Origin of the sequence: Acinetobacter sp. 22512 (assembly GCF_052044755.1) — a bacterium.
GTDB classification, from domain to species: Bacteria; Pseudomonadota; Gammaproteobacteria; order Pseudomonadales; family Moraxellaceae; genus Acinetobacter; species Acinetobacter pittii.
In genome coordinates this window covers 65,979-84,215 of sequence record NZ_JBQENP010000001.1, presented here as the reverse complement: position 1 = coordinate 84,215, position 18,237 = coordinate 65,979, and the positions used below count along the sequence as shown (strand labels likewise).

Genomic DNA, 18,237 nt, shown 5'->3' with positions numbered 1-18,237 from the left:
AAAAAGTATGTTAAGTAATTATATACAGATAAATTTATGATATAAGAATTTGATTTTATTAATTTTTATTGTTTTAACGAAAGAGCAGCTAAAGAAAAAGAAATTTTTAACTGCTCTAAGAGAGCTAATTTATCATAATGAGAAATATTTAGCTGGATGGCATCAGGTCAAATAATTTCTTTAACTGGGTATTTAAATTATGTAGCTCGTCTTCTGAAAAAGCATTCAGGATGCCTGCCAAGGTGACCACACTAATTTGATTAATCTGTTCAACCAGCTCAATACCTTTGGCCGTTAATTTCACCATCGAGATCCGTTCATCAGAAGTAGAAGAGTAGACCTCGACAATTCCATCTTCTACCAAGCGATATACAGCTTTTGTGGCCGTCGTTAACTTTAAAGTAGAAAGATTGGCAATGTCGGTAATACTGGCTTCCCCAAGGGCATTAGTACTTAAAATAATTTTACGGCGTGTATTATCAACACCTAGCTTTTTTATTGATTTTTCAATCAGTTGTGAATACTTTCCATTCACTTGGGAAACCCAAAAAAAAGGAAAATTTTGAATACTCGACGGTTCTTTATTAGGAAGAAATTGTTCTAAATGATCAAGCATAGCTAAGCAATAACTTAGTGAAAAAAGGGTAATCCTATTATAAACAAAATTTTGCATATTTCCTTGAGAACAAATTATAAAAAATACTTGACAATTCCATTAAATTTTCCGATATTTTAATTAATGAATAAAAATACATGGAAAAGTGAATGAATATTGTTAGCCAAAGCGTGCACAAAGGAAGTGGCAAGCTCAAGGTCATGGTGAAAGACACAATTGATATTCAAGGTCTAAAAACCATTGCTGGCAGTCGAGCTTTATTAAATGTTGAACCTGCTCAAGATGATGCTGAAGTAGTTAAAAACATTCTAAAAGCAGATTGTGAAATTATTGCGAAAACAAATTTGCATGAATTGGCTTTTGGTATTACAGGCATTAATCACGCTTTTGGTACACCCATCAATCCTAAATATCCTGAACTTATCCCAGGCGGATCTTCAAGTGGTTCGGCTGCGGCAGTTGCTGCTAAACAAGCTGACTTTACTCTAGGCACAGACACGGGTGGCTCTATTCGTATGCCTGCCGCATGCTGCGGAGTTTTTGGTTTAAAACCGACTTTTGGCCGTGTTAGCAGAAAAGGCGTATATCCGCCGTCAAGTTCTCTGGATTGCGTTGGTCCTTTTGCAAATTCAGTCGAGATGATTGAAAAGGCCATGCAAATTATTGATCCAACTTTCAAGCCTTCTGCATGTACTAGCGCACCAAAACTTGCTGTTTTGGATGTAAGCGCAGATGACGTTGTTTGGAATTGTATTTATCAAGCATTTCAAAAAGCGAATTTAGAGACCGTTTTAAAAAAAGTTGAATACTTTGAAGCGGCTTATGACGCAGGCATGCAGATTATTAATTATGAAAATTGGCAAGCTTTTGGTGAATTAACTCAAACGGGCTTAATTGGTTCTGATGTAAATGGTCGTTTATTAAAAGCTGCCGCAACAACTTTAGAGCAAGTGAAACAAGCAGAAGTTGTGAGAGCACAGTTGACCCAAGAACTCGATGCTTTATTAGAAAAATATGATGCATTGGTTCTACCGACACTTCCGCAAATTCCACCGAAAGTTTCTGAAGCTGAAAACACGGTTGCTTTTTTGAATCTTACAGCTTTAGTTCGACCATTTAATTTATCAGGTCATCCAGCCATTTCAGTGCCACTTGAAACCAGTGAAGGTTTACCAGTGGGTTTACAGATCGTATCGAAGCATCAAAAAGATGAGCAATTATGCGCTATAGCTAAATTTTGTGTTGATGCAATGCAATAAATTACAAGGAGTTAGATGATGAATAAGTTGTCTAAAATGGAGTTTGCTTCTCAAGACAAAGCAGTTGACTTAGATGCTTTGTGCCAAGAAATTCGTGAGCGTGCCTGTGCAGGTGAGTTTGATAATCAGGCCTACGTGAGCCAAGACATTATCGAAAAACTTAAACAGATTGGTGTTTATCGTGCCTTGGTGCCTAAACGTTTTGGCGGTGAAGAATGGTCTCCTCGGCAATTTTGTGAGTTGATCGAGACTTTATCTAAAGCTGATGGTTCAGTGGGTTGGGTGGCAAGTTTCGGTATGAGCCCTGCGTATTTAGGAAGTTTGCCAGAAGAAACGCTTAAAGAGTTATACCAAAACGGGCCAGATGTGGTGTTTGCCGGAGGTATTTTTCCACCCCAACCTGCCGAAATTACCGATGAAGGTGTGGTGGTGCGTGGAAGATGGAAATTTTCCAGCGGTTGTATGGGAGCTGACATTGTTGGCGTGGGGATTTCACCGCTTAAAAATAATGAAATGCAAGGCTTACCTCGCATGGCAGTGATGCCTGCGAAAAAAGCCAAAATTGAAATGACTTGGGACACAGTTGGCCTAAAAGGTACGGGAAGTCATGATTTAGTCGTTGAAGATGTATTGGTCGAAAAGAAATGGACCTTTGTACGTGGTGAACCTTCAAAACTAAGCGAACCATTTTTTAAATATCCGTCGCTTTCTTTAGCGACTCAAGTATTAACCGTGGTGGGTATTGGGGTTGCAGCTGCCGCATTAGAAGAATTTGAAAAACTGGCGCCGGGTAAAGCATCCATTACAGGCGGTTCAGAAATTGCCAACCGCCCAGTGACTCAATATGAGTTTGCTCAGGCAGATGCAGAATTTCAGGCTGCAAAATCTTGGTTTTATCAAACCATGGATATTGTCTGGAATGAAATTATTGCTGGTCGTGAAGCAACTGCTGAACAAATTAGCGATATGCGTTTGGCATGTACACATGCAGCGCGAGTTTGCGCCAAAGTCACCCGAAAAATGCAAATGCTCGCGGGCATGACGGCGATCTATACCAACAATCCATTTAGCCGTTTTGTGAATGACACCAACGTGGTGACTCAGCATGCCTTTATGGGCGATGCGACTTTACAAAATGCAGGCTCAATCAGTTTCGGGTTAAAACCAACTCCAGGTTATTTATAAGTTTAATTTTTAAAAGGATATTGAAATGGAAGCTAAAAAATCATTACGCGTTTTGTTCTGCATGGGTATTAACCAAAACTTTTTTGACGCGGAACCTGCTGAAGCAAAAGCAGTTTGGGCCGCGTTTGGTGAAATGTGGAATGGCATTCATGACTTACCGGGCGTACATGTTTTTGGAAATCTTGATGATGACCAAAGCATGGTTGGTCCAAGTGCTGGTTGGCCTTGGACAACCTACTTGCTTGCTGATGTTCCGGATATTGAAACCGTACATGCCGCTTGTAACTTGTTTAGAACGACCGTAGTGGGTGAAGGGCCATACAAACTTTGGAAATATTGCAAAGTTGAAGCGCGTGTTGGGCGTGAATTAATTATCCAACGTTAAGGCGATGGCAATGAATGACAAAGTGAATATTGTAGAAATCTTAGAGCGACTAGAAGAGTTAGAAGCGCATAACGCCATTCGTAATTGTCTGAACCGTTATATGGAAATCTGCGATGAGCTCAATGCAAATACAGATCTTGATGAGCTGATGAATCTTTTTGATCAAGACTGTATTTGGGAAGGTATTGGTGAGAAATATGCCAAATCCTTTGGCCGTTATGATTCTTGGCAGTCGATTTACGACATGTTTAAAAGCTATACCCAAAAAGAATCTCACTTTGTTATGAATGCACACTTTGTAAATTCAGAACAAATTTATGTAAATCAAAATGATGCAAATGCTTCTTGGCTCATGTTGCAGACTTCAACGTTTAAAGATGGCCGTAGTCACTCAAATGCAGCAAAGCTCAACGTGAAGTTTCATAAGCAAGCAGATGGAACATGGAAAATTAAACATTTCCAAACACAGAATATTTTCAGTCGTCCCGTATCGCATTGGCACAGTGAAGCCGAGTTGCCGGTACCTTCCCAGGAATGACCCAGGACATATTTAAAAGGACTATTAATATGAACAGTATTATCCCAACGCATAACATTGGTATTGATTACGATGCTTTGGTTCAAAGTGACCGTGCGCATACTTCTCTTTATAAAGATGAACGCATTTTTGATGAAGAAATGGAAAAAATCTTTTATAGCACTTGGGTGTGGGTTGCACATGCCAGCGAAATTCCGGAAGGCGGAAGCTATAAAACCATTAATATCGGTAAACAACCTGTGGTTGTGGTGCGTGACCGTAAAAAGAAAGTCCATGTACTTTTAAACCGTTGCCGTCACCGTGCAGCAACCGTATGCGAACATAAAAAAGGAAAAACCAATAGTTTTGTATGCCCGTACCACGGTTGGAGTTATGCACTTGATGGCAGTTTACGTGGTGTGCCATCTCCAGAAAGTTACGGCGATTGTTTAGATAAGTCAGAATTACCGTTGGTGAGTCTACGTGTAGAAGAATATAACGGCATGATCTTCGCTTCATTTAAAGAAGATATTCAGCCTCTTGAAGAGTTCCTTGGACCTGCAAAAAAATGGATTGACCTGTTTATGAAACAAGGCGCGGGTTATCCAATTAAAGTGTTGGGTGAACACCGTTTCCGTTTTCCGGGTAACTGGAAAATCCAGCTTGAAAATACCACTGATGCATATCACTTCCCGTTGGTACATAAGTCATTCTTAAGTTCTGTAGATGAAAAAACAGAAGAACTCTTTAACTTCGAAAATCAGCCGGGCTTTGTTGAAGAATTAGGTAATGGTCACAGTGTTATGGTGATGATTCCTGAACTGGTTGATCTAGACGAAGAGCTTATGGAGCGACCAATTCAAGAGCGCTTTGAAGACTTGGCTCAAGCTTTGCGCGACGAAGGCCATGAAGAGTTAGAAGTACGCCGTATTGTTCGAGCAGTTGGTGGTTCTGGCTTTAACTTAAATTTATTCCCAAATATTGCATGTTCAATGGCGTTCTTCCGTGTGTTACAGCCAATTTCAGTGGCTGAAACAGAAATTCATCACTCGGTGATTACGATGGACGGTGGTCCGCAAATTGCCAACCAATATCGCTTACGTTTGCATGAACATTTCCAAGGTCCATTTGGTTTTGGTACGCCAGATGACTCGGAAGCTTGGGAGCGCGTACAACACGGTGCAAATGCGGGTAATGATTTATGGATCATGCTCAACCGCGGTTTACCGGGCGAAGTCAAAACCGAAGATGGCTTAAAAAGTGATGTCAGTGCTGAAACAGGTATGCGTGCAGCCTATCAGCAGTGGAAAAAGATGATGAAAGCTTAAGGAGAGAGCAATGAATATGAATCTGCAATTATTAAATGAAGTCACTGCTTTCATCTGGGCTGAAGCAGATATGTTAGACCACAGTGAGTACCGTGAATGGCTTAATTTATGGAATGAAAAGGGTGTCTATATCATTCCAATTGACCCGAACCTCACTGACTACGAAAACAACTTAAATTATGCCTATGACGATAATCATATGCGTACTTTGCGTGTAGAGCGTCTGGAAAATGGTGAGGCGATTTCTACAGCGCCTAAAGCAAATACTGTGCGTAGCATTTCTCGTGTACGAGTGATTCAAGATCAAGATGATGAAATCGTTTTACGTTGTGCTCAAAACTTACGTGAATTCCGTAAAGAAAACCTCAAGCATTACACAGCTGATATTACCTACCATCTAACTCGTGATGCGGCTACAGGTTTTAAGATTAACCGTAAAATCATTAATTTGGTTAACTCAACCGATACCTTAGCTGGTATTAGCTACATTCTTTAGGAGCGGTAACATGAAACAAGTTGTTTTAGTGACAGGTGCTGCTTCTGGACTCGGTAATGTCATTGCTGAATATTTTGCGAGCCACGGTCATCAAGTGATTTTGTCAGCGAGTACGCTTGAAAAAGCTGAAAACGCTAAGGCACAAAGTCAATATGCACAAAATATGTTTCCCTTGAAATTAGATATTTCTGTCGAAGCAGATTTTCATGCTGCCGTGCAATGGATTGAAGAGAAATTTTCTAAACTTGATGTGTTGATTAACAATGCTACCGTCACTAAAGCAACGCCAGTACTTGAAATTACCGCAGCTGATTTTGATTGGGTGACCCAAGTCAACCAACGCGGCACCTTTCAGGCTTGTCAAATTATTGGCCAATATATGGCTAAAAAAGGCTATGGACGCATCATCAATATGGCGTCTTTAGCGGGACAAAACGGCGGTACTGCAACGGGTGCACACTACGCGGCAACCAAAGGGGCCATTGTGACGTTAACCAAAATTTTTGCCAAAGAGTTTGCGGCAAAAGGTGTTACGGTCAATGCGATTGCACCGGGACCGATGGAGTCACCGATCGTTCATAGTGTGGTGCCAGACGAAAAAATGGAACAGTTCATCCAGAATATTCCGGTTAAAGCCTTAGGAAGTATGCATTTTATTGCTGAAACTTGTGGGTTGCTTGCGAGTCCAAATGCGAGTTTTGTGACTGGTGCAACATGGGATATTAACGGTGGTTTATTCATGCGCTAAGCCACAAGCTTAGGTATGAAAAGGGAGTTAAATCATGACTACACTTTATGATGTTGTCGTTAAAAATCGCCATGTGGAAGGTGGAAATATTGCAGTTATGGAGTTTGAATCTGCAACTTCTGCTGCATTACCAAAGGTTGAACCCGGTGCACATATTGATGTGCACTTACCGAATGGTATGGTGCGCCAGTATTCGCTTTGCCAAAATCCAAATGACGAAGGAAAGTTTCGCCTTGGAATCTTACGTGACCCTGAATCACGTGGTGGCTCGATTTCTGCATTTGATGAAATTAAAGATGGTATGCAAATTCAGGTCAGTGAGCCAAAAAATTTATTTCCACTTTTAAAAGCCAAACACAGTGTCTTGATTGGCGGTGGAATCGGGATTACGCCGTTAATCACGATGGCATATCAACTTGCACATGAAGGCGAATCATTTGAGCTTCACTACTGCGGCGCTAGCCCAGAAAACTGTGCTTTTGTTGATGAAATTAAAAATGGTGAGTTAGCACAATACACAACTTTCCATTTTAAATCCGAAGGTGCAAGCCACAGAGCATTTTTTGAATCTGCCATTAAAGATATTGATCCTGAAAGTCATATTTATACCTGTGGTCCAGTCGGTTTTATGGACTGGGTAATTAACCTTGCCACGACTCACGATTTTCCTGAGCAGCAAATCCACAAAGAATATTTCCAAGTTGAAACAGACATCTCTGGAGATTCATTCGAGGTGGTGGCTGAGCGTAGCGGAAAAATCATTATGGTTGAAGCTGGTGAAACCATTTTGCAGGCTTTGGCTAAAGAAGGCATCGACATTGAAATGTCTTGCGAGCAAGGCGTATGTGGAACCTGTATGTGCGATGTAATTGAAGGCGAACCTGATCATCGAGATGTTTATTTTACTGACGAAGAAAAAGCCAGCAATGAGCAAATATTAGTGTGCTGTTCGCGTTCTAAAACACCGAGACTAGTTTTAGATATCTAATGCTCTCGCGATTTATATGGATGTAAGAGAAGGTTTAGGAGAAAGATGATGAATGTATTACAACAAATAGATGAGTTTACGGTCGATCCACTACAGTTCCGACGAGCATTAGGAAATTTTGCAACAGGCGTTACCATTGTTACTGCACAAAATGCACAAGGTGAGAAAGTCGGTGTAACTGCAAATAGTTTTAACTCGGTGTCACTCGACCCACCGCTTATTTTGTGGAGCATTGATAAAAAGTCTTCAAGTTTTTCAGTATTTGAAGAAGCAACACATTTTGCAGTCAATATTTTATCAGGCACGCAAATTGAGCTATCTAATAAGTTTTCGAGACGAAATATTGATAAATTTGCAGAGACCAATTTTCAACTTGGTGCAGGACGTGCACCTATTTTAGAAAATTGTTCTGCGGTATTTGAGTGCGAACGCTATCAAGTGATTGAAGGTGGTGACCACTGGATTATTGTTGGTAAAGTGGTTCGTTTCCATGACCAAGGTCGAAGCCCATTGGTCTACCACCAAGGCGCATATTCTTGTGTCATGCCGCATCCAAGCCTTCAAGTTAAGCAAACTGAAGAGAACGGCGTAGACCAAACACATTATGGGCACTTATATAATAATGTCTGCTACTTGATGAGCCGTGCTTTTAAAGCTTATCAAACCGACTATATTCCAAAGCAAATGGCTTCGGGTTTCCGTACCAGTGAATCACGTCTTTTGCTCGTTTTGGCAAGTGGTACTGCTTCAAGTAAGGAAGATTTACCGCGTGATATTGCTATGCCAATGCAAGAAGTTGAAAGATCGGCTGAAATTCTAAAATTTGAAGGCTTATTGGTTGATCATGATAATTTATACGCACTGACGGAAAAGGGTAAACAAACAGCGCAGTATTTATTTGATATTGCCGACAGCCACCAAAATGAGGTGTTTAAAAAGTATTCTGAGGAGCAAAAGGATATTTTTATTACCATGCTGCGAGATTTTGCAGGAGTAGCATAAGTCCCATTAAGCTGATAAATTAAATTGATTTATCAGCTTCTTTACATCTAGCTGACTATCAGCAAAACAATTCCAAGGATAAGGAATTTTTGGCACACAATTTGTTTATCAATAAAACAAGATTGCAAATAAGCCAAGACAGTGCACCACCACAAACGCAAAATTTTGAGCGGTGGTACATGTATAGAGAGGTAAGGGATGAACCAATATGTAAGCGATGCATTACTCACATGGACGCACCACATTAAAAGTGTGTGCGGCAATTTTGAAACCGATTTTGACGGAACCCGTAATTTATTCATTGGTGAAGTTCAGTGCTTTTTATTGGGCGATACTGAAATTGCTTTTATTAAAAACAATGCCAATAAAATTGTCCGAAAAGCCGATGAAATTGATCGAGTGAATAATCGTTTTTGTTTTTTGATTTTGCAGTATTCGGGAAGAATGCTGCTCGAATATAAAAATGAAACTTTAAGCCTAAATGAAGGCGATATTGTGTTGGTCGACCCAGTCGAAACGATTTCGATGTATCCGCAAGGTTTGGTAAGTCAGATTTCAGTGCACCTGTCGCGTGAAAAATTACTTAAAGAAAATATTAGTACCGAATATTTTGGGAAACTGATTACACAAAATATGAGCGGCTTTTTACTTAAAAATATTTTGAAAAATATGTCTGCTGAAAACATTAAGCTTTGGTATGCAACGGAAGATGGTAATGCTTTTGAAGATGCGTTAATTGCCCTAATTAAACCTACAATCAATTATAAGAATATTAATAGCTCCAATAATCTGATGGAAAAAGCCGAGCGCTATATTATAGAAAACTTAGCAAAACCCGATTTAACACCTAAATTAATTGCAGAGCACATTGGGGTGTCGCTACGTCATCTCTACCGTTTATTTCTTCAAGAAAATTTATCTATTAACAAATATATACAGCTCAAACGCCTCGAAAAAGTCAAAGCAGATTTGCTTGATAAAAGAAATAAACAAAGCTCGATTACCCAAATTGCCTTGAAGTGGGGTTTCTGGGACGGCGCTCATTTTTCAAAGATCTTTAAAAAGACCTATGGTATCTCTCCTAAAGAATTTAGAGAGGGTATGCCGGTTTAAATCTTTCATCTCTCAATGTCATTTTTAGACAAATTCGACGTCATTCTTGAACAAGCTAGCCCTATGTAACTGTGTTGAAATTAAATTCATTAGAGCAGGTTAGATAAGCTTAATAACCATAAAACTATTAAGTTAGTCTAATGAATTTCACTCACAGGAAGTGCATTTTAACTGTCTGATTCAGATAGTTCAGGGATAGATGAAAAGGATGAAACCAATGCGTAAACAACGATTATTGAATGACATACAAAAAATACTGGCACTTAACTTATCAATCGCTGCAAGCTTTTGGGGACTCAATACTCAAGCGTTTGCGCATGGTGGCAAGGCCGAAATGGTCTCACTTTATCAAAACATGAGTGAGCAAGGTGCTAAAGTTGTCAAAGACGATTTTACTAATACTTATATGATTACCAAAGGCTCTATGGTAGTTCGAGCTAAACCTAATTCAGATCAGGTTTTGATAAATGGCAAACCTTTCAAGCTCAGCGTGCCTTTATTGATTAAAGATGGTAAACCTGTTATTGGAAAAGATTTTTTTAATGAAGTATTCCAGTCTGGGTTAGATCAAACTTTTAAAATTGAAAATACGTTTCATCCACTCAATAGCTTAAATTCCGAAGAAATTAAAAAGACATTTGATGTGATTAACCGCTCGAAATATGCCTATAAAAATATGCGTTTTGCCGAGTTAAAGCTTAAAGAGCCTGAAAAAGCAAAAGTTTGGGATTACTTTATTAATCACAAAGAATTTAAAGAAGATCGTATTGCCTCTTTTATTTTGTTAAAGGGGAGTCAAGCGATTGAAGGTGAAGTTAATCTTAACACTCAACAAGTCACCAAATGGAATGTACTTAAAGACACTCATGGAATGGTGCTGCTCGATAATTTTGAAGCCGTACAGCGTGTAATTGAGACAAGTAAAGAATATCAGGAAGCTTTACGGAAACGCGGCATTACCGATGTGAAGAAAGTGATTGCTACACCGCTAACTGTTGGATATTTTGGCGGTAAAGATGGTTTGGACAAACAACTCAATATATTAAAAGTTGTTGCTTACCTTGATGTCGGTGATGGTAACTACTGGGCGCATCCGATTGAAAATTTAGTTGCCGTAGTCGATTTAGATAAAGAAAAAATTATTAAGATTGAAGAAGGTTCAATCATTCCTGTACCAATGGCAAATCGACCTTATATGTCGAATAAGCCAGTACCAAGTAAGCTAAAACCACTCAATATTACTGAACCTGAGGGTAAGAACTTTAGCATTACAGGTCAAACCATACATTGGGGCAACTGGTGTTTGCATGTGGCCTTAGACTCTCGTGTTGGCTTACAGCTTTCAACCGTGACCTATAAAGATAAAGGCGTTAAGCGTAAAGTCATGTATGAAGGGAACTTGGGTGGAATGGTGGTTCCATATGGCGACCCGGATATCGGTTGGTACTTCAAATCCTATTTAGATTCTGGCGAATATGGTATGGGAACACTTACCTCATCTATTCTTCCGGGAACAGATGCACCAGACAACGCTGTTTTACTTGATGCTGTGATTGCAGACTATAAAGGCCAACCACAAGTAATTCCAAATGCGATTGCTGTATTTGAACGTTATGCTGGGCCTGAATATAAACATCACGAAATTTTTGGCAACCAAGATGCGAGTGAAGCCCGCCGTGAACTTGTTGTGCGCTGGATTAGTACAGTGGGGAACTACGATTACATGTTTGACTGGGTATTTGCCCAAAATGGTGTAATTGGGATTAATGCGGGTGCAACAGGTATTGAAGCTGTTAAAGGTGTTAAATCACGCACCATGCATGACAGTACCGCAAAAGAAGACACTAAATATGGAACTTTAATTGACCATAATATTGTGGGTACAACGCATCAGCACATCTATAACTTCCGCTTAGACATGGATGTAGATGGGGAAAACAACAGCTTTATGCATATGGACCCTGTGGTGAAAGCCAATGACAAAAGTGGTGTCCGTACAAGCTCAATGCAAATTGACAGTAAAGTCATTACGAATGAGCAAAATGCAGCTGAAAAATTTGATCCATCCACTATTCGCTTACTCACGAATTTCAACAAAGAAAATAAACTAGGTAATCCGGTTTCTTATCAACTCATTCCTTTTGCAGGTGGAACACACCCTGTAGCAAAAGGAGCCAATTTCTCTAAAGATGAATGGTTATTTAAACGTTTGAACTTTATGGATAAGCAAATTTGGGTGACTCAGTACAATCCAGACGAACGCTATCCTGAAGGGAAATATTCAAACCGTTCAACTCATGATACAGGGTTAGGACAGTTCATTGGCAACAATGAGAATATTGAAAATAAAGACCTTGTGGTGTGGATGACAACAGGCACAACCCATGTGGCACGTGCTGAAGAGTGGCCAATCATGCCAACAGAATGGGTGAATACACTCATCAAACCTTGGAACTTCTTTGACAGCACCCCGACTTTAAACTTGGGTGAAGAAGAGCAAAACACTCAGCACGACCATCACTAAACGGGTGCATGATCTAGAGTGGGTAACGAATCGATTACCCACACTTGAGCACGGTTAGGCCGTTCGCAAAAAAGGAATTTCTCAATGAAAAATTTATTTTCTCAGGTTGTGAGAGGGACTCTCTTTGTCTCATTTTTTTCAACTGTGCATGCTGGTGAGCTTGAAATTAAGCCAACTTTTGAAGCAACTTTTGGAGCTTTTAGTAGCGGTAAAAGCTATAACGGCGAAAACCTAGATGATGAAATAGTCAATTGGCAAGAAGGTCATCTTAAATATGGTGCGAAGGGAAACTACACCTTTAAAAACAATCAGCTCTATGCAAGCTTGAGCGGTATTAGCTCGGCAACATTTGGTGATGGTGACGCAGGCCAAAATAGTAATGGCAAAGAACGTAAAACAGATGTGAATGAATGGATCATTGGTTTTAAAGACGGTACCAATAAAGATGAGTTGATGACTTATGATTTAAGTATTGGTCGACAAAATATCATGATTGGTGATGGGTTCTTTATTGCGGGTGATGCGTTAAACCTAGGAAAAGTGCCTGCGGACGGCACACTAGATCGGGGCGGAGCATATTATCTGGCAGCTCGTCGAAGCTTTGATTTTACAAGTTTGCTTCAATACAAACCGCAAGAGAATACAACGCTAAAGCTGGCTTATTTAAAATCGGACAATAAAGCACAATTTTCCCCAGAACTCTTTGTGACTGATCTGATGTATCAGCTTAAAAATAAGGGCGTTGGGTTTACCTATTTAAATGTATTGGATCTTGAAGATGCTGAACACGTTTCAGGGCGCGAAGATCTTAAAAATTATGCTTTACGTTTAAATTATCAACCTTTGCCAGAGCTGCAAGTTAAGACTGAGTTTGTAGTTCAAGATAAAAAAGATAGCCACGAAAATGCTGGCTACTTAGCGCTGAACTATAACTTTTTATCTTCAAAATATACACCCTCATTAGGCTACCGTTTTAGCCATTTTTCAGACCAATATGACACTATGTTTTATGGAAATACAGTCGGCTTTGGTACATGGTTTCAGGGCGAAGTTGCCGGAAATTATGCTGGTCCATTCAATAAAAATGCCGATATTCATCAAGTTTCTTACATGATGAATTTGAAAGAAAATTTTATGTTGGGTGCTTTGGCCTATAAGTTCAAAACAGTAAATAAATCTTTAACTAATGTAGATGGACATGAGTTAGATGTCTTTTCAGTCTGGTCGGTCAATAAAAAATTCAATGTTATTCCTTTAGTTGGGCTCTATAAACCGAAACACGATATCCATAGTGGTGGTACTCAAAACTACGATGATAAGACCAATGTGTATGCGCAGTTAATTTTGCAATACATCTATTAATAAATCCTTTTAAATGAATTGAGAGAAATAAAAATGAGTGAAGTTCAGATTTTAGAAAGCGTACAGCAATTTATGGCGCGTCAACATGGACATTTTATTGATGGAAAATTAGTTGCTGCCGAGCTTTTAGATAAAGTGGATATTGTGAATCCATCGACTGAAGAAGTGGTTGCTCAAATTAGTATTGGTAGTCAACAAGATGTAGATAGTGCGGTAAAAAGTGCTGAACATGCTTTTCAAAATGCTTGGGCTGAAACAACGCCGTATGAACGTGGCGTTAAACTGAACAAGCTAGCAGACTTAATTGAGCAATATGGTGAAGAACTTGCACAGCTTGAAACTTTGTCTACCGGAAAACTTATCAATATTTCCCGTCATCTTGAGGTCGCACAATCCGTTATTTTCTTAAGATATTTTGCGGGTTGGGCAACTAAAATTAATGGTCAAACCATGCAACCGTCTATTCCTTCTATGCAAGGTGAAAAATATACAGCCTTTACTTTAAGACAGCCTATTGGCGTGGTTGCAGGGATTGTGCCTTGGAATTTTTCACTGATGATTGGTGTTTGGAAAATTGGTTCAGCTTTAACCACTGGTTGTACGATTGTGCTTAAACCAAGTGAGTTTGCCAGCTTATCTTTATTACGCTTAGCTGAACTTGCCATTGAGGCAGGTATTCCAGTGGGTGTAATTAATGTGGTTACGGGTAAGGGGGAGACAGGACAATATTTAATTGAGTCGCCGCTCGTTAAGAAAGTCTCGTTTACAGGTTCAGTACCAACAGGTATTGCGATTGGTAAACTTGCGATGAGCAGTGATTTAACCCGTGTAAGTCTGGAGCTGGGTGGTAAAAATGCCATAGCTGTTTTGGCCGATGCAAATATTGATGAGATTTTACCGACTTTGTTGCAAGCAACTTTTGTACATCAAGGTCAAGTTTGCGCATCCCCAGAGCGTTTTTTTGTACACCGTGCAAAATATGATGAACTGGTCGAGAAACTCTCGAAAGCACTTTCTAGTTTCAAAATTGGATCGGCTATGGATGAAGGAAGTATGTTTGGTCCACTTTCTAATCAGCCACATTTTCATAAAGTGAAACATTATTTAGATATGGCTAAAGCCAAAAACCAGATTATTGCCGGTGGTGAGACTCTAGATCGATCAGGATATTTTGTACAGCCGACTTTGATTTCCTTCAAAAATACGGATGATCCTTTATTTTCAGAGGAAACTTTTGGTCCGGTGGTCGGGATAATGCCATTCGAAACTGATGAAGAACTCGTTCAACTGATGAACCAGTCACGCTTTGGTTTAACCGCAAGTATCTGGACAAATGATTTGTCTAAAGCTTTGCGATTAATTCCTAAAATTGAAGCAGGCACCTTGTGGGTCAATATGCATACTTTCTTAGATCCTTCAGTTCCATTTGGCGGCGTGAAAGCTTCAGGAATTGGCAGAGAGTTTTCAGATGCATTTATTGAAGATTACACCGAATTAAAATCGGTGATGATTCGGTATTAAGTTTCTACGAGATATAAAAAAATGGCCTTTATAGGCCATTTTTTTTGAATCATTAAATTAACCTAATAAAAAATCCTTTAGGATTTTATTAAAAGCTTCTGGTTGCTCTACATTGGAAATATGAGAGGCATCTATTTCTGCAAGTTTTGATTGTGGAATGCGTTGCTGAATAAACTCACCATCTGCAACAGTCGTTACAGGGTCTTGAGTTCCAGCGATCACCAATACAGAAATTTTAATGTCTTTTAACTGCTCACGGACATCCGCTTTAGCCAAAGCCTCACAACAATTGGCATAACCCATTGCGCTGCCAGCACTTAAGTCGTTACATAGGTTGTTGACGATTGAAGCATGACTTTGGATAAAGGGATCTGTAAACCATCGCGAGGCTGCTGTAGCTGCGATCGGTTGTAAACCTTGCTCACGTACTAATTTTGCACGGTCAAGCCATGCTTGTTCTTGTCCAATTTTAGCGGCAGTATTTGCCACAACCACATGACTAAACCGGTCAGGGTAGTGAATTGCCAGCCATTGACCGGTTAAACCACCCATAGAAATTCCACAAAAAGCAGCTTTGCTAATATTTAGATGATCCAGTAAACGGACAACATCTTCACCTAATTGCTCTACAGTATATGGACCGTCAGGCGTAGATGATGAACCGTGACCACGTGTGTCATAGCAGATCACAAAAAATTGATCTTTTAACTCATTAAACTGTTTTTGCCACATGCCATAGTTGGTGCCCAAAGAATTGGAAAATACCAGAGCAGGGAAAGATGGCTCGCCAAAAGTTTGATAGTTAATTTGTGCATCGGCAGATTGAAAAGATGGCATTTGTTTCTCCTTAAAGTGCTTCAACACATTCAATAATCAAAGCAATGCCTTGTCCCACACCAATACACATTGAACACAAGGCATAACGGCCACCTGTTTGTTCAAGCTGGTTTAAGGCTGTAGTGACTAAGCGTGCACCTGATGCACCAAGTGGATGACCTAAAGCAATGGCACCACCGTTTGGATTTACCTTGTCAGAATCATCTGGCAAACCTAAATCACGGGTCACGGCCAAAGCCTGTGCAGCAAAGGCTTCATTGAGCTCAATTACATCCATCTGCTCTAAAGTCAGGTTGGCTTGTTTAAGTAATTTTTTAATGGCTGGTGCCGGAGCAAAACCCATAATACGTGGTTCTACACCGACCGCTGTTGAAGCAATGATCTTGGCACGTGGTTTTAGATTGTAAGCTTGAACTGCCTCATCAGAAGCAATCAGTAGAGCTGCTGCACCATCATTAATGCCTGAAGCATTTCCTGCTGTTACTGTGCCATCTGCTTTAACCACAGGTTTAAGTTTGCTTAAACCTTCAAGCGTGGTTGATGCACGTGGATGCTCATCGATATCAATCACCACAGCATCACCCTTACGCTGAGGGATTTCAACTGCCACGATTTCTTTAGAAAAAAAGCCTTTGGCTTGCGCGCTTGCGGTGCGTTGTTGGCTCACCAAGGCAAACTGGTCCTGATCTGCACGATTAACGTTGAACTGTTCAGCGACGTTTTCGGCAGTCTGGGGCATGGTATCTACACCATACAATTCTTTAAGTTTAGGGTTAATGAAACGCCAGCCCATGGTGGTATCTTCAATCTTCTGGCTACGGCCAAAGGCACTGTCTGACTTACCCATCACATAGGGTGCACGGCTCATACTTTCCACACCACCTGCAATCACCAAATTCGCTTCACCTGCTTTAATGGCGCGGGCAGCAATGGCAATCGCATCGAGTGAAGAACCGCACAAACGGTTAATGGTCGTTGCCGGTACTTGATACGGTAAACCTGCAAGCAGTGCTGACATACGGCCGACATTACGGTTATCTTCACCGGCTTGGTTAGCACAACCATAGATCACATCATCGATCTGTTCCCAATCTACACTTGGGTTACGCTGCATGAGGGCTTTAATCGGCACAGCACCAAGGTCATCGGCACGGACAGGTGCAAGGCCACCGGCATAACGGCCGAATGGAGTACGGATGGCATCGATGATATAAGCGTTTTTCATTCTTACATTTCCATTTTGAAATCTATTGCTGTCATTGCCACATCGTTAGACTTTTCCAGAGTTTGCTGGCGATCATCATGGTTACTAAGTTAAAAGTAGACATGACAGAGTCTTATCGTGTTGAGTCAAATGCCAGTAGCTAATTCTTGTCACTTTTTTAAAAAAGTAACCAAAAACCTTTGTTGAACAGAGGAGGCTTCCATGCCTCCCTGTCCAACGGGCGACATCCATGTCGCCTGTCACAATAGCGAATTACGGTAAAAACCAAATTAATAAGCAAGAACCGTATTCAATGAGTTCCATTCTGTGTTTCGCGATGGCGACATGGATGTCGCCTCGTTGCTCAGCACAACAGGGATGTTGTGTCTGAGTAACAAAGGATTTTTGTTACTTTTTATCCTTAAAAAGTAAGGCATTACTTATACAAAAAACTTTTGCTTTCACTAGTAATTGGGGGCTGTATAAACCTTACCCTTGAGTTGCATCAATCAAAGTTGCACCCGTTAAAGCCTGTAACTCATCAAAGCTAAGACCTTCAACTTTCTCAATCACCTTTAAACCATCTTTGGTCACGTCAATCACACAAAGATCCGTGTAAATACGGTCAACACATTTTTTACCTGTAACCGGATAGCTCAGCTCAGCCACAATCTTCGGCTCACCTTGCTTGGTCACATGATCTGTGGTGATAAATACTTTCTTGGCACCCACAGCTAAATCCATCGCACCACCTACAGCAGGAATCGCATCGGGTGCACCCGTGTGCCAGTTCGCCAAGTCGCCATTCGCAGCAACCTGAAATGCACCAAGTACCGCAATATCAAGGTGACCACCACGCATCATCGCAAACGAGTCGCCATGGTGGAAAAAGCTACCACCTTCAAGCATGGTCACAAACTCTTTACCCGCATTAATCAGTTCTGGGTCTTCTTCACCTGCCGCTGGTGGTGGGCCAAAAGCCAATAGGCCATTTTCAGAGTGAAGAAAAATATCTTTATCGTTAGGTAAGTAGCTGGCAATCTTGGTTGGTAAGCCAATGCCTAGGTTCACATAGGCACCATCGGGAATATCTTGCGCCACACGTTGTGCAATCTGGTCACGGCTGAGTTTCTGGTAGCTCATGTTATTTCT

At 40.5% G+C, this 18,237-nt stretch carries 17 protein-coding genes; 13 read left to right on the top strand and 4 right to left on the bottom strand.

Features of this window, described 5'->3' with window-relative positions; genetic code table 11:
* Positions 1-148 precede the first annotated feature (148 nt).
* Positions 149-616: a MarR family winged helix-turn-helix transcriptional regulator gene (locus ACTJJG_RS00420; RefSeq protein WP_069119905.1), complete on the bottom strand. Its 468-nt coding sequence runs from the start codon at positions 614-616 to the stop codon at positions 149-151.
* Between the two features lie 149 nt (positions 617-765).
* Here ACTJJG_RS00420 and ACTJJG_RS00415 point away from each other — a divergent pair, with 149 nt between their 5' ends.
* The 13 genes from ACTJJG_RS00415 (at position 766) to ACTJJG_RS00355 (ending at position 15,044) form a co-directional block, all read left to right on the top strand.
* Positions 766-1,875 (top strand): amidase, encoded by a 1,110-nt coding sequence (locus tag ACTJJG_RS00415; protein WP_032063722.1) that lies wholly within the window; start codon positions 766-768, stop codon positions 1,873-1,875.
* 36 nt (positions 1,876-1,911) lie between these two features.
* Positions 1,912-3,060 (top strand): acyl-CoA dehydrogenase family protein, encoded by a 1,149-nt coding sequence (locus ACTJJG_RS00410; RefSeq protein ID WP_081038559.1) that lies wholly within the window; start codon positions 1,912-1,914, stop codon positions 3,058-3,060.
* A gap of 25 nt (positions 3,061-3,085) precedes the next feature.
* Entirely contained in the window at positions 3,086-3,445 is a 360-nt protein-coding gene (locus ACTJJG_RS00405; RefSeq protein ID WP_000387554.1) for a hypothetical protein, read from the top strand.
* A gap of 4 nt (positions 3,446-3,449) precedes the next feature.
* Positions 3,450-3,983 carry a nuclear transport factor 2 family protein gene (locus ACTJJG_RS00400; RefSeq protein ID WP_080777145.1) on the top strand — a complete coding sequence of 178 codons (534 nt, stop codon included), beginning with the start codon at positions 3,450-3,452 and terminating at the stop codon, positions 3,981-3,983.
* Positions 3,984-4,012: 29 nt separating this feature from the next.
* Positions 4,013-5,290, top strand: a complete 1,278-nt coding sequence (locus tag ACTJJG_RS00395) for an aromatic ring-hydroxylating oxygenase subunit alpha (RefSeq protein ID WP_032056018.1) — start codon at positions 4,013-4,015, stop codon at positions 5,288-5,290.
* A 10-nt stretch (positions 5,291-5,300) separates the two neighbouring features.
* Positions 5,301-5,786, top strand: coding sequence for an aromatic-ring-hydroxylating dioxygenase subunit beta (locus ACTJJG_RS00390; protein ID WP_004701406.1), 486 nt, complete (start codon positions 5,301-5,303; stop codon positions 5,784-5,786).
* 10 nt (positions 5,787-5,796) lie between these two features.
* Entirely contained in the window at positions 5,797-6,534 is a 738-nt protein-coding gene (locus ACTJJG_RS00385) for an SDR family NAD(P)-dependent oxidoreductase (RefSeq protein ID WP_032056019.1), read from the top strand.
* A gap of 34 nt (positions 6,535-6,568) precedes the next feature.
* Positions 6,569-7,522: a PDR/VanB family oxidoreductase gene (locus tag ACTJJG_RS00380; RefSeq protein WP_032056020.1), complete on the top strand. Its 954-nt coding sequence runs from the start codon at positions 6,569-6,571 to the stop codon at positions 7,520-7,522.
* Between the two features lie 45 nt (positions 7,523-7,567).
* Positions 7,568-8,524 (top strand): p-hydroxyphenylacetate 3-hydroxylase reductase component, encoded by a 957-nt coding sequence (locus tag ACTJJG_RS00375; RefSeq protein WP_080777148.1) that lies wholly within the window; start codon positions 7,568-7,570, stop codon positions 8,522-8,524.
* Between the two features lie 198 nt (positions 8,525-8,722).
* Positions 8,723-9,637 carry a transcriptional regulator FeaR gene (gene feaR / locus ACTJJG_RS00370; RefSeq protein ID WP_032063724.1) on the top strand — a complete coding sequence of 305 codons (915 nt, stop codon included), beginning with the start codon at positions 8,723-8,725 and terminating at the stop codon, positions 9,635-9,637.
* A gap of 208 nt (positions 9,638-9,845) precedes the next feature.
* Positions 9,846-12,161, top strand: a complete 2,316-nt coding sequence (gene tynA, locus ACTJJG_RS00365; protein WP_081318593.1) for a primary-amine oxidase — start codon at positions 9,846-9,848, stop codon at positions 12,159-12,161.
* Between the two features lie 144 nt (positions 12,162-12,305).
* Positions 12,306-13,523, top strand: coding sequence for a hypothetical protein (locus tag ACTJJG_RS00360; protein ID WP_081318615.1), 1,218 nt, complete (start codon positions 12,306-12,308; stop codon positions 13,521-13,523).
* A gap of 33 nt (positions 13,524-13,556) precedes the next feature.
* A complete protein-coding gene (locus ACTJJG_RS00355) occupies positions 13,557-15,044 on the top strand; it encodes an NAD-dependent phenylacetaldehyde dehydrogenase (RefSeq protein WP_002121058.1) in 1,488 nt (495 codons plus the stop codon).
* Positions 15,045-15,101: 57 nt separating this feature from the next.
* Here ACTJJG_RS00355 and pcaD read toward each other — a convergent pair whose 3' ends face one another.
* From pcaD to ACTJJG_RS00340, 3 genes are all read right to left on the bottom strand, one after another.
* The gene (pcaD, locus tag ACTJJG_RS00350) at positions 15,102-15,881 is read right to left on the bottom strand and encodes a 3-oxoadipate enol-lactonase (protein WP_002120942.1); all 780 of its coding nucleotides are present in this window, start codon (positions 15,879-15,881) and stop codon (positions 15,102-15,104) included.
* Between the two features lie 10 nt (positions 15,882-15,891).
* Positions 15,892-17,106: a 3-oxoadipyl-CoA thiolase gene (gene pcaF / locus ACTJJG_RS00345; protein ID WP_032056026.1), complete on the bottom strand. Its 1,215-nt coding sequence runs from the start codon at positions 17,104-17,106 to the stop codon at positions 15,892-15,894.
* A gap of 468 nt (positions 17,107-17,574) precedes the next feature.
* Positions 17,575-18,228, bottom strand: coding sequence for a 3-oxoacid CoA-transferase subunit B (locus ACTJJG_RS00340; protein ID WP_005802097.1), 654 nt, complete (start codon positions 18,226-18,228; stop codon positions 17,575-17,577).
* Between the last annotated feature and the right edge of the window lie 9 nt (positions 18,229-18,237).